Below are 14,011 nucleotides of genomic sequence, written 5' to 3' on the forward strand. Positions count from 1 at the left end.
TTGATATATTGTTTTTTGAGCTAGTTTACTAACTGACAATTATCTCATTACCTTAACCATTCTGTTCTTGCTTCCTTCAAATTTAAGAATATAAACACCCTTATTCAAATTTGTAGCAGGCATTACATAACTTCCACCAACAGGCAGTTCGTAAGAAGCAACTATCTGGCCGGCAGTGTTTACTACTGACACTCTGTCAATTCCTGCGGGATAAGTCAATTTGTAAGAGTTTCCATTATATGCAACTTTCACATCTTCGACATTCAATTGCTCTATGCCACTCATCTCGCCTTGAGTAATTTTCAGGGTGACATCTGACGCATACGACGAAATCTTAATGTCGTGCGATCGTCCTTTCGAACCCGATAGCGGATTCACAGTGACGGGCAAAATGACATCGTTGGATGAGTTGATATATGTTTTACCCACAGTTATCCATTCCGGCAGGTCGTTCATTCTCCAACTATCGGAGTCGTAATAACTGGTGATAACAAATTCTTTTGTTCCTCCATCAACCGGTGCATTGTAGTTGCTGTCTTCTGTCAACATAAACGGATAAACTGCATTCATATTGAATAAGAAAGATGTATACAGACTCGGTATTAAGGTATTAACAGAATATAAATTACCGGCGCCTCCTCCATAAGACAGGTATATGTATGCATAATTGTCAAAAGTAGGATGGGGAAGTGCTTGATAACAAGGAGCAAAAGATCTTACTTTTTTGCTGTTAAAACCAAATACTTCAACAAAGATGGCATCGTCTATTTCCAGCCATGTAAGTCTTTCTCTTCCGGTAGCAGGGTCTATCTCCTTGAATGTAAATGGAATGGAGTTGTATGCAAAACCATCAGCCGTAAAATGAGTGGCAACATCTGCTCCATAACAGGTTGAGGTTGCTATCATATCTTGTATAACGCCGGTAGATGTGTCTACTTTATAAATGTATAACTTTAATTCAACATCCGGGTCGCCGTCAAAATTTAGACAGTGAATCCACATTTTATCGAAAGCATATTTTCTTAGAGGTTTCTCGAAAAGATTGGCAATGCCGTCAACTTTATAATAGTTTCCCCAGAATTTGTCACTGTTGCTTCCGAATACGTAAGAATCTTCGTCAACATAGCCTATGTCGAACATGTTGTAGATATCATAGTTTCCGGCTCCCATTTCTATGGAAGTTCCGTCTCCCAAATTGAAGCCTGTACTTCCTCCATACTGAATAAGGTCTTGATTGATGGTTCCCCATTGATATGAAGATGTATATTTGTTACCCTCGGTATAGCCTGTCAAGATAGGCAGATTTGAACTTACATAAGGATAATTTGTAACAAGATTGGTATCTGTCGACTCTACTATTTTTCCTGTCTCAGGATCGGGAACACTCCATACAAAAGACTTACTGTCTAAGCTGGAAAAATTATACCATGTTGCATCTTCATATGCCGGAGACAGTATAAATGAATTGGTTAAAGCTGAATAGTTTTCTGAGAAACCCATGAAGAATGCACCACTCGGACGATGATACAATGGCTCTGGCATAGGAGGCGATATTATCAAGTTGTCTAAACTCATAGATTCTCCGTTAGTACCAACAAAGCGGAAAGCAATCTTTACATCCTGATTTGCATATTCCGACAAATCGACTTGTTTTCTGATCCATGTTCCATAAATGGTTTGCAGGTCAGCCAAAAGTTCTTTATATGTAAAAGTTTTGGCTTCGTCTGTGGCATTCCATAATTCTTTCCATGTATTGCCATCATCGTTTGTTATCAAAATTTTCAGAGTCGTATTTTCTGCGTTGAATGTCAATGTTTTGGGGTTGAGTAAGACCCATCCCGGTTTAAAACACAAGTCAAATTGAAGACGGTTATCTTCCGCAATTTTTATTTGAGGAGTGATTAGCCACTCATCTTGCTCTATTGTTTCTACGCCATTATCAATAAGTCCGATATTTATATGTGCCATAAAAACACCATCAGATGGATAGTCGCGAACTCCGGCACTGGTATACCATGTCAGATTTTGTTCTTTGGTAGGGTTCATTCCTGTTTTGCTTTCATCAACCCAGCTGCCTGGAATCCAGTCGAACATTTCTCCATCCCAACCTTCAAAACTTTCGCTAAAAGTGACTACGGGTATTTGTGGTTGAGCTTTTAGTCTCGATTTTTGATTTACAATTGATTTTTGCTCCGACTTGGTCGATGGCATTTTCATTCGTTTAACTTTTGTGCCATCTTCCAGTTCTACAATGTATATAGACGAACCGCCACCCAGCTCTTTTGCCAGAGATTCTTTTTTTATAAGGGCATTCTCATTTAGCCGGACAGTGTTTTTTAATGTCGGAGACACTTTCCGGAAAGGGGATGTTTGAACTTTCTTTAATTTTATATCTGTATTGAGACGTTCTTTCCCCACTGTTCTTGCCTCCGATGGCAGTAACTCTTGTTGAGCTCTGACATAAGTGTTTGCTGCAAGAAAAGCAGCTATTATTAACAGTTTTTTCATAAAACAGTTTTATAGTGATATATTTCTTTTACTTTAATACAACTTTAAACCAGTTGTTAGAATTACTCTTGCTAGTCAGTGTGAAGACTGAGGGTCTTAGAGGTGAATCGGGGGTGATTACAAAACTACCATTACATAGTTCTTTAATGAACTGGTCCATTCCTCCAATTGCCCCTCTTACTTTTTCTCCATTGAGGTCTGCTGTGCCTTTGTCTGTAAACGTGATCAGGTTTTCAGATCCTGAGATAGTCTCACTTTCAAGCATATACATACCAGGGTATGTTTGCTTGTCTATACCTGTGCCTTTACTGCTGGAGAATGTAAGCGCATAGCTTTCTTTGCCTTTTAGGTGCTTGATTGTTAACACAAAGCCTTCAAAGTCTTCATTGTATCCTGCCGTTTCTTTATAGTTTTTCACTATTTCGGCATAATACTGCTTGAAAGTTCCTCCTATATTATCAGCATCAATTTCCCAACCCTTTTTCCAATTGTCTTCTTTGGTAAAGAATGCTAAGAAATCGAGTCCTGTAATAGTCACACTACTTTCTTGGGCAACCAGTTCTGATTTGTTGCTGTTCAGGTTCAAAATCTGGAATTCATTTCCATCTTTTGAATTTAAAGAATAGGTCTTTATTCCTTCCGGTGTTACGATAAAAGGAACGGATATTCCATCGCCTTCGACATAATCATCAGTGTCGTCAGTCAATAGGAAAACATGAGATTCGCCACTGTAAAGGCGATACTTACCGGACTCGGTATTAAGGTACTGATAAGGAACTTTACTGTCGAACAAAAATTTGTCCAGATTGTATAAGTTGCCGATATATTCATCCCAATTTGTGTTTTCGCTTAAGGGACGTAGGTATATGCGTGTTCCTCTTTTCTTTCCTGCTAATGTAATGAGGTCTTCTTTGATATCTGTGACAACAAATTCGTAATCACCTTCAAGTCCCAATCCGTTTTTGTCGTTTCCACCTTCCGGATCTTTTGGATATGAAAATAAGTGCAATACTTCATTTTCGCTGTCAAAAGTAATTACCGGACCTTGGTCGCCAATCACGTCAAAGGTTGAGGTGGAAGTTGTTATTTGCGGAAAGTATTTGTTTTGGGCAGATACCGTTACCGAACCGTTTTTCTCGAATTTAACAAGCATTGCATATCCTCCGCCTATTGGGGTAGGGAAATATTCCATAACCCATCCATTTGGAGCGGCTATCAAGGCTTCTTTCGAATTTTTAATAGCTTCGTTTAGGCGTTCGGCCGCTGACTTAGAGAATAAATCATCTTCTTCATTTGTACAAGATGTTATCAGCAAACCTGCACAAAGCGTCAGTATGTAAAATATATAATTTCTTTTCATATAATTATAAACCGTTTTCAGTAATTAATTCGCCAATATGTTTTTGACGTTCTTGTACTTCTGCTCGCAAAGCCTCAAGGTCGACACCCCACGAATCGCTAAGCCATTGTTTAGCAATATTTAGTTTTGACTGAATAATTGCTTGTCCATCAAGAGGGTCATCAATGGTTACCCCATTCATGTTTATTCCAGGTTTGGACGCCAAATCCAGAATGTAATTCCATTGTTCATCCGATTTGACAATATAAGTGGCTATAACTTCCACAAAATCTTCCCTGGGTTGGCTGCTTCCGTATGGCGAAACAAAGCCTAAAGAGGCAGCTTCAGACATAGTGCGGTCTTGCCATGCAGTTGGGTTGTAATATCCCTTAGAGAATGAATCGTATTCTTTCGGATATGTTTTCTTTTGATGCAGAATGTGAGCAAACTCGTGATGCATTGTCTGGAAATAATATTCGTTCATGAAGTCGATATTTTCTATATCCAGATCATTACATTGATACAACGATATTTTTATACCACCTTCGGCAGTACCAAGCAACACTGTTCCATGAGAAGGATTGTATGCCGGAGAACCAATCAAGTGTATGAAACGAGGTCCATGTTCTTTTAGAAAGTTTTCCGAAACAACTTTATTGTATACATCAAACCACAAATATTTGATCAGGTATGCCATCCTTTTCGATTGTTTCAGGCTGGTAGGCGTAAGGTTGTAATCGAAGTCCGATTCAATATCTTTCAGTTTGTAGCAAAAGTCTAAGTTGTACGGAGTACGATAGTTGTCATTCAGCCACAAGTCAAATTCGTATGTTATCGATGTTGGGTCTAACGGATCGGGATCAACATATATACTCTTTGTGAAATCATCGTCACTACAAGATGTAGAAAAGGATAAGACGAATCCTATCAACAATATATTTATAAAAAATCTTTTCATCTTCATACTCAATTATTCCTCTACTTTAAACCATTTATATAATATAGCATCCTTTTGGAAATTTTTCCCTTTATCGCTTATACGAGGGTTAGGTTCTACACCTGCGCCAATCACATCGACCGGAATTTGTATGGCTCTGCGATCATCGTCGTAAGTCAATACTTTCTTGATATTACCTCTGCCAATGTAGTGAGTTACTTCAATACCATATCTCTTCAGGTCGAACCATCTGTCTCCTTCATAAATTCGCTCTAAGCGACGGAAGTGAAGAACACAATCAACAAATGGCTTTTGCTCCTTGCTGACAATAAATTCAGGACTTAGCTCCGTTGTGTGGAACTCCTTAGAGAAATTAGGGTTGTTGCTTGTATAGAAGTTGTTGATAATGGTTGCTGTAAGTTCTACGGGTACACCATTTCTTTTCATAAGGTGGCTTTTGTTCCATGCCTGAAGATCCTTAAGGGCACTGCCTAGATCTCCTTTGAAAATATGTGCTTCGGCACGGTCTAGCAACAATGCGTCGGTAGTAAATTCAGTTCTCACGACACGAGGATATCCAATTTGAGCAACTTTGTCTGAATATTCAAAAAATTCGAAAATTTTAGGGATAAAGTTACCATAGTTAGGGTTGTATGTCCACAGCCATCCGTTCAAGAAAGAAGGACCGCCTCCCCACGTAGGTCCGGCATCGTTTATAGAGCCTAGCAATGCAGTTCCGTTGCTACCGTAACGATAATTGAATCGACGTGCAAAGAATGAGATTGTAGAAACCATCAACAAGTTGGCACTTTCTTCCATATTGATGTAAGCGTATGCCATTACATCCGGACTGCTATAATTCTGAGTCCAGTCTCTTAACTGAGATTCCGGAGAATTGCCTAACACTCTGTTTGCATATTTGATCACATTGTCGTAATCTCTTTTGTATAGGTAAAATCTGGCGGCAAAGGCACAAGCTGCCCCTTCATTGAAATGGTATTTGGGTACAGTGTATGTACTGTTATCAACCAAATCTATACCGGCTTGGATGTCTTCATCTATTTTTTCATATACTTCCGCCACACTCAGACGTTTATATTTGGCTCCTACTTCTGTTGCAGGTTCTGTAACATAGGCTATCCCCAAGTCTTTTTTACTTATTTCAGCGTCTTTATATGTTTTACCAAATATATTGACAAGTATGAAGTGGCAGTATGCACGAAGTATCAATGCTTCACCTTTTGTCGCTGATAATATTTTGTGCTGTTTAGGTGTGAAATCCAATGGGTTACGGGCTTCCATCTTTTCAATAGCCTCAATAGCATGGTTGGCCGAAGCGATGGACTGGTAAAAAGACTCCCAGATGACGTAAGGAGAATCGTATCCGGCAGAAGTCGTTATTTCGCCCCATGCAAATATTTCATCATCCATACGGTCTATAGCTGATACATTGTACGATATTCCATTGGCATTCGGAGCCTGATTATCAACAAAGTTGTCGCTGCTATATTCTGCCAGTACCGAATAGTTGCCCAAAGGGTAGGATGTAACCATCAATCCCTGTACTTTTTCAGGTGTATTGAGCTGTGTTCGGTTGTCGGGCATATCATCCAAAAAATCGTCGCACGAACAAAACAAGCATACAACAAAGATGGCCGTCAGTAAACGATATATATAATTCTTATTCATTTTTCTATTCATTATGAGAGTTTAATTATATTCCAAGTCTTATCGACAAAGTAAATTGTTTAGGTAGAGGTGATGCAACACCTCCGCTGTTAAAGAATTCCGGATCTTGACCATTAAGTTTCTTGTCAGAATAGAGCAAGAACAGGTTGGTTGCCTGAAACTTCAAAGACAGATTGTTTAACTTAAGGAATTGAACAACTCTTTGCGAGAAATCGTAAGAAATAGAAACCTCTTTTAAACGTATAAAGTCTCCCTTAGCTACACGTTCTGTGCAATAGTTGTATGCGTTGTAAGCATAATTCAGGCCGGAATACGTTTCTGTTTGTCGACGGCTGGCAATAACCGGAACATTTGTTTTATTCTCATCACCGGAAACAACCCAACGATTTTTAAATTCTTTAGGCATTGCACTTAAATCTGAATATTTCGAAGAAAATATAGGATCGAGACGAATTACGTTGCCCATAGAGTATGTTATAAGCGTATTCAATTTAAAGCCTTTATAACTGAACGTATTACCCAAAGAACCAGTAATTGTAGGATCTGTCGGTCCTTCATAAACCAAGAAATCCAGTTGGTCGTTTTGTTGGAAGTCAATTTCAGATACAACTACATTTCCGTCTTTGTCGTAGAATGTAGGTAATCCTTCCTCGTTAAGTCCTGCAAATGGTATGGAGTAGAGGGCACGGACAGGTGAACCTTCCAGTGCATATCCTTCTCCTTTCACCAAATCTATGATACGGGATCTTGATTCCAAATCGGTGATTTTGTTGGTTGCTCTGGCAAAAATGAAATCCGTATTCCATTTGAAATCACTGGTAACAATGTTTTGTGTTGAAATACCCAACTCAATACCGCTCGATTTCATAGAAGCCACGTTGGCGTATTTGGCAATACCTCCACCGGCTTCTCCGCTTGTATATTTAAGCCCGATAAGGTCGTAGTTGCGACGGCTATAAATGTCCATTATAAAATTAATCCTGTCATTGAGGAATCCTACATCAATGCCGAAGTTGAACTCGTGTTTCTTTTCGTAAGTAAGGTTTTTGTTTTCTGTGTCACTAAGTTCACGACCCGACTCTGTGGCCGATGCTGATGGACGCCAAGGTGTTGCAGGATAAAATACTGCCTGAGAATTGGTCACAAAACTAGGACCTCTGTCGGCTGTTAGTGAGTACGACATTTTTGCCGTTGCATGCGAAAGCACAGGATTGGTAAACCATTTTTCTTCGTGTGCATTCCATGCGCCGGAAATATTCCATGTAGGCAGCCAACGTGCACTACGGGATTTACCCAGTTTGTTTGTTCCTTCGTAACGAGCCGTTCCGTTGATGATATATTTCCCCATGTAAGAGTATGTTCCCGAACCAAAGAATGCAATACTTTTACCCAATGTTGGGCTATTGTCGTAATAAGGAGTATTTTCTTCTACATTTTGTTTAAACAAGTTAGAATCAGGAGATGGGTTGCCTCCGTTGTCGTATTCGAATCCCCATCCGCGAAACATTGTTCTTGTACGGTCAATTCTGTTCACTTCCGCACCTCCAAACAGATTGATGATGTGCGTATCGTCGAAATGTGTGTTGTACGTAGTTGTGGCACGGAAATCAAGGCTCTTCATTGTGAAGTCCGTTCTTGTATAGATACCACCCTTAGGCAATACTGTGATAGGAAGAGCTTCCGGATTGCTCTTATCAGTATATAAATAAGGGTTCTCATCTCGGATGGTTGCATTTTCTTCACCTCCTTCAATCACCCCGGCTCTGTATGCGTTAGCCTGATTTGAGTGGTCTTTCACGTGGTGCTCTTGTACCGATGATTGGTATTTAAGCGCACCCAGTAAGTTTACTTCCCATCCGGTTTTGATTTTCCAGTTCAATTCACCTTGGAATTTCAAGTCCAACACATTCATGTCGATGTAGTTATTCTTCAGTTCGTGAAGGATGTTGAAATCCGTGTAGTTTCTTGTATAAAATTCGTTCGGATTAAGTGTCCTTGAAGTATTGAGTGCATAGCTATAAGGATTTATGTCGAAGCTGCGGCTCACTTGTCCTGTCACCTCGTCGGTTTCTTGTGCAAGTGTTCCCGGCGCCCTTTGTTCGCGGTACGAACCACTACCCAGCATAGACAAAGTCAGCGAAGGGGAAATGTTATACGAACCGTTCGCATTGATTGTATATCGTTCTACCGAGCTCGATTTTGTCCATCCCGGATCGTTCATTGCTGACAGAGATATGTAGAAACGTGCTTTGTCGGTACCGGAAGATATACTTACGGCGTGGTTTTGCACGATGTTATTATCGAATAATTGGTCAAACCAATCGGTGTTGATCATTTCGTATCGACGAAGATATGCGTTTCTTGCAGCTTCGGTGTTTGCCAATCCGTATTGGCCATTCGATGTATTGTATTGGTTCATCAACTGATACATTTTTCCATACACACCCGATTCGGCGGAAGTTGTGGTATTGAACAGGAACCAACCTCTGCGGTCCATTTCTTTGTATATACCCATTTGTTCCTGCGAATTTGAGATGTTATAGTCTCTGTATGATGGTTTCATACGGTAAGTGAATTCGCCCGTATAGTTTATTCTGCTTACACCTGCCTGACCTTTTTTGGTGGTAACAACAATAACCCCGGCCATGGCACGCGCTCCGTAGATAGATGTTGCCGAACCGTCTTTCAATATCTGAAAACTCTCTATGTCGTCGGCATTCAAGCCTGCTATTGCAGAAGCGATAAGTGTTTCGGCGTTACCCGACGAAAGGTCGTCGCTCGATACATCTATGGCGTCTTCCATAACAACACCGTCAACCACCCACAAAGGGCGCGAATTTCCGTAGATAGATGTGGCTCCACGTACCCTGATTTTGGGTGCGGTACCAAAAGTTCCCGATACGTTCTGAACGGATACTCCGGCTACACGCCCTTCCAGCGAACGGCTCACGTCGGCCATACCATCAAGTTTTACTTTGTCGGCATCTACTTTTGTCGTAGCTCCCGTAAACAGCCTTTTATCCATTCGTTGCATACCTGTCACAACAACTTCTCCCAGTTGATGTGTGTCAACTTCCAATGTTACTTTTATGTTCGGCGACACCGGAACTTCAGTAGTCTTCATCCCTAAATAAGAGATCACTAGGGTCTTTGTTTCTGCCGGAACTTCTAGATCAAACTTTCCATCAAAGTCTGTTGTCGTACCTATCGAGGGATTCCCTTTAACTACGACTGCAGCTCCGATAACAGGTTCATTGTCATCAGCAGAGATTATAACACCACTCACCTTTGTTTGCTGTGCATAAGCCACAGACGTCATAAAGAAGAGTAGCAGAAATAAACGTAAGCAATAGTTCATAAAAATTTTTATTATTTGTTTGGTTATACATTTATATGTTGTAAAACCCGAAACGCTTAGATTGGTGTATTCCGTATACTATATTTTTCTTTTTATAGTTATCTGAATGCATTTCTCATTATGCTTCGATGGTTTCAAATTTCTTGCGGAGTTATGGATTATCATAAATTGTTATTGCCTGTTTCTTGTAGAATCTAAATAATGAACAGTAACAACCTTTGCTTAGAATCTTTTATTTGTAGTTAGATTATAATAATGCATAGTTTCTGCCTGATTATATATTCTGATAATATCTTGTTCTATTTTGTTGCAGGCATCATTATGCCTTGCTTTTTTTGAGACTTGTTTCTTTCAACTGCCTCCGGCAGTCTTTGTTAGAAAAAGCGTTGTGAGTTGAAAATAATGTCCGGAGCCATTGCCAAAGGCAAATAGCTCCAGACTTTTAGGTTTTTGCTTTATTATAGAGCAAATATTACTTCTTCATAAGTTTTGTTTTGATACCATTCACGTCAACTACATAGCTTCCGGGAACAAGTGTGCTTACATTTACTTGTTTCTCAGTTGATTGTAGTATTCTGGCACCTTGCAGATTATATATGCTTACCGTAACGTCGCCTTCTGCATTGATGTTGATTACATCTGTGGCAGGGTTTGGATAAACCGAGAACACATTGTTGGCTGCATCTTCGATACCGGAACCACCGTTCCATTGAATTTCAGTATAATGATAAGATTTGTCAAAGTAATCCCCCCAACTAGATGAATTATGCATTTTTAGAATTTTATAATCAAAACCATAAAGTTCAGGGATGATAAGACTAGTAACTAGTGTGTTAAAGTCATATTCTTCTCTATCAATAGATTCCAAGGACTCAACACCAGCATCATCATATACATATTTTACTTTTCCTGTGCGTACACCGTTAGCAGCATGGGTATATTCAAATCGAGAAAGAATCATCCAATCATCATTCGGTTTACCTTCTCCTGTACGATTGTAAACCCCTTCGTAATGAAAAGATTCAACAGGCAAATTGTTATTATCAAGAGTTACTACTTGTTTACGTTCTCCATATCTTGTATTTGCTTCGTCTTTTGTATACAGCCAATCTATACCATTGTAATCATATTCACCTGGACCATAATATTCGTATTTAAGTTCATACAAAGCACGCCATGTTTCTCCTATTTTTTTCCACTCTTTCTCATATGAAGGAGATGCGTTGATAGGCCCTTGTATAGCAATATACTTAGTATCTTCAGTCTTAACTCCAGTTTCATGATTAAAACCTAGTTTTGTAAATTGGTAACTACCCTCTGTTATTTCTTGTCCAGATTCTGCATTTAGGCCGGGAACATCGACGTAAGTGTATTCAATACTATAGAAATCTACCCATTCTCCATTAATCAGTTTGCTAAATACTTCACGCGTTTCTCTGTTTTTTGGATCGTTGTATTCATATACAGTTTGGTTTGTGTAAAGAACCATTTCCCACTCTGTACCTGGATCTTGAACATACCCTGTCCAATCTTGGTCTGTCTCATTCCAATACAGTTCTTTTTCAAATTTTATATTGTCATTTTTATCCCATTCTCTCACTTTTTGGTAGTAGTTTCCCCACTTTTTTGTACTAGCATTGAACCTATAAGTAATATCTGCAATTACTCGTCCTTTAGAGTCGTATTCATACTCTCTTTTAGCTAGATCTCCTTGAGGAATCCATTCTGTTCCGTTCCATTCATAATCTATCAATAAGATTACTCTTCCATAATCATCAAAATTAGCTACAGACCTTATGGTTTTAGTCCATTCTCCACTTTTTGCATTGTAATTAGAATGGTATATATCAATAGCATAACCTCTGTCGTCGTAAATGTAATTTAGTTTAAATTCTGGCATAAAAATATCAGACCTAACGACGAGAGAAAGCATTTCTTCAGTTTTGAGACCTTTTTCGTTGTATGTGTAATCCCAACGATCACCATTAGTTATAAGTTCTCCATTATCCATGGAATAAGAATAAGTTATTCTAGCCGATAAATAACCTTCATCTGTATATTCCATAGAAATAGATTCTGTAGTCATTAATTCTGAAGTATTCCAATCTTTGGAAATTGTAGTATAGCTAGCATCAGAATAATCATCATTATATGCATATTCTATTTTGGCATATACATCACCGTTGATGTCTCTTGTGACCATACTGTCCAAACGATAGTAAGTGCTAGCAACAGCATTTTTAGTGGGGGTAACTTGTTTTGTCGCTATTTCAGCATTAGCTATACGACGAGCTTCAGTAAGTCTTTGTTGAGGGGTTAGCTTAGTAGCAAGTTTTTGAGGTTCTGGCTTGCTATCTCTTTTTTCGATCTCATTAAGGCTCCTTCTTCGTTTTGTGGAGGTTTTTCCGTCTTCAGCAGATAGACAAACTGAGACGCACAAACTTAAGAGTAAAATAATTTTTCTCATGCTTGAATCTTTGTAAGTTAATAATAGCATTAATTATAACAATCTATATATTTAGAATAGAATGAAAAAATAACCTGTCAAGTTTGGTTTTTACCAGACTCAAAGGTTTATTCACTGTTTCAAAAAATTAATATCCTGATTTATAGAAACATTAACTAATTTTAATTCAGCCCTATTCAAATAATAAATTTTGTGTTTTTTTGCAAAGATATATTTTTTTATTAATTATCTCTTTTTTTTGGATAATAATTATCAGAAATATTTTCGGAGAGGTGGGTAAATGCCTAAAAATAGTGTTGTGCTATCAGAGTGATAATGAACTAATCTTTTGTCATGCTGAGAGAATCGAAGTATCTGTTTTTAAGAACTCAAATTATTTATCGATATAGATGCTTCGTTCCTCTCAGCATGACAAGAAATAGGTTACAACCCCCAAAGGACGAGGGTGTGGGATAAAATTACTTTAATAACAATGCTTTAATTGGTGTTTTGTGAGCTTGTCCACTGTGGCTGTAAACAGTTAATCCTACATAGCATTTTTTCTCTCTATTGTTTAAATCAAAATGCATAGAGCTAATTGTTCCACTTCCTCCAACTGCAATATTTTTCTTTAAATTGCCCATAAGGTCATATATTTGTACTGTGCAATCCCTATATGATGACGAGGAAACTGGTGCACCGAAGGATGTTGTTATTGATATTTTTAATGCACCTAGTCCTAGTGTTATAGGGTTGGGTGACATAGTGAAGTTATATTGCATAGATTCTATAATAATCTTATCAGATGTCAGAGTGGTGTAAGCTCCGCTTTCTGAAAAAATATTCAAGTTTATAGTAGTAGTTCCCGATTTTTTTGGAATACATTTGAGGTAAGGGTTGTCGTCTATGCTGTTGCTAGACTCTAACAGCTCAAACCATGTATGAAAAGTAGAGAGATATGATGCCCCCCAAGATATATAATCAACAGAAGATGGTAAATTTACAACTTCAAAAGTGGCCACATCAGTCGCTTTTAGTCGTGTGGGGCCTGTTATTTTTGTTAATAATAGTTTCTTGAAGAGGTGAATCTCTTTCAGTGCTCCCTTCTCTATAGTTTCGGCAGGTATGTAGAAATATCCATTGTCACCTCCTTCTGTTCCCCAAGAATTAATTACTTTGAAAAGGATCTTCGATGCAGTCACATTTCCATTTGCGTCTTTTTTCTCGGTAGCATGATAACCGACAATACAAGCAGCATGTCCTCCACGATTCGATTCTTCGGGGGAAAATTTGTCCCACATTCCTCGTTGGTTGAGGTCGTTTGTGTGCCACATGTTATCGAACGATGGTGTGATTGAGAAACTTATAATCAAAGGATAACCGAGATCAAGGTATTTCTTTAAGATGGAAGGATCGGTCAATTTCTCCGTTTTTATTGTTCCCCATTCGGCAATTTTATGCATGCTTGCATTCAAGTTTTGCTGGTTGTTTGGTTGTGTGGAGCAGTCTCCTGTTGTGTATGGCATTGAGGAATAAGAACAAACACCAACATTTCTTAAGAGAAGCATTGCATCATTAATTCTTGAGGCATGACAATTGGATTCATGAGGCACTTGATTGTGTATGAAGCTCGGACTTCTTCTGGCTTTGTCCCAGTTTTTGTACTCATAATTTGCCATTACTACTGATGCGTTAATTTTTCAATTTCAACCGTAATAGGTTGATTATATATAA

Annotated in this window: 7 protein-coding genes; all 7 read right to left on the reverse strand. The window is 38.7% G+C overall.

Annotated elements, in window-relative coordinates; all coding sequences use genetic code 11:
- Nucleotides 1–39 precede the first annotated feature (39 nt).
- The 7 genes from D0T56_RS10870 to D0T56_RS10900 all read right to left on the reverse strand — a co-directional run bounded on the left by D0T56_RS10870 (nucleotide 40) and on the right by D0T56_RS10900 (nucleotide 13,956).
- On the reverse strand, nucleotides 40–2,508 hold the full coding sequence (locus D0T56_RS10870) for a choice-of-anchor J domain-containing protein (RefSeq protein WP_163320180.1): 2,469 nt from the start codon (nucleotides 2,506–2,508) through the stop codon (nucleotides 40–42).
- A 28-nt stretch (nucleotides 2,509–2,536) separates the two neighbouring features.
- Entirely contained in the window at nucleotides 2,537–3,868 is a 1,332-nt protein-coding gene (locus D0T56_RS10875) for a DUF4302 domain-containing protein (protein ID WP_163320181.1), read from the reverse strand.
- A gap of 4 nt (nucleotides 3,869–3,872) precedes the next feature.
- Nucleotides 3,873–4,805 carry a putative zinc-binding metallopeptidase gene (locus D0T56_RS10880; RefSeq protein ID WP_163320182.1) on the reverse strand — a complete coding sequence of 311 codons (933 nt, stop codon included), beginning with the start codon at nucleotides 4,803–4,805 and terminating at the stop codon, nucleotides 3,873–3,875.
- Nucleotides 4,806–4,817: 12 nt separating this feature from the next.
- The gene (locus D0T56_RS10885) at nucleotides 4,818–6,473 is read right to left on the reverse strand and encodes a RagB/SusD family nutrient uptake outer membrane protein (protein WP_163320183.1); all 1,656 of its coding nucleotides are present in this window, start codon (nucleotides 6,471–6,473) and stop codon (nucleotides 4,818–4,820) included.
- 25 nt (nucleotides 6,474–6,498) lie between these two features.
- Nucleotides 6,499–9,831: a SusC/RagA family TonB-linked outer membrane protein gene (locus D0T56_RS10890; RefSeq protein ID WP_163320184.1), complete on the reverse strand. Its 3,333-nt coding sequence runs from the start codon at nucleotides 9,829–9,831 to the stop codon at nucleotides 6,499–6,501.
- A 472-nt stretch (nucleotides 9,832–10,303) separates the two neighbouring features.
- Nucleotides 10,304–12,298 (reverse strand): T9SS type A sorting domain-containing protein, encoded by a 1,995-nt coding sequence (locus tag D0T56_RS10895; RefSeq protein WP_163320185.1) that lies wholly within the window; start codon nucleotides 12,296–12,298, stop codon nucleotides 10,304–10,306.
- Between the two features lie 458 nt (nucleotides 12,299–12,756).
- Nucleotides 12,757–13,956 carry a C1 family peptidase gene (locus D0T56_RS10900; RefSeq protein ID WP_163320186.1) on the reverse strand — a complete coding sequence of 400 codons (1,200 nt, stop codon included), beginning with the start codon at nucleotides 13,954–13,956 and terminating at the stop codon, nucleotides 12,757–12,759.
- Nucleotides 13,957–14,011 lie beyond the last annotated feature (55 nt).

The organism is Dysgonomonas sp. 520 (genome assembly GCF_010501095.1).
GTDB lineage: Bacteria > Bacteroidota > Bacteroidia > Bacteroidales > Dysgonomonadaceae > QVMP01.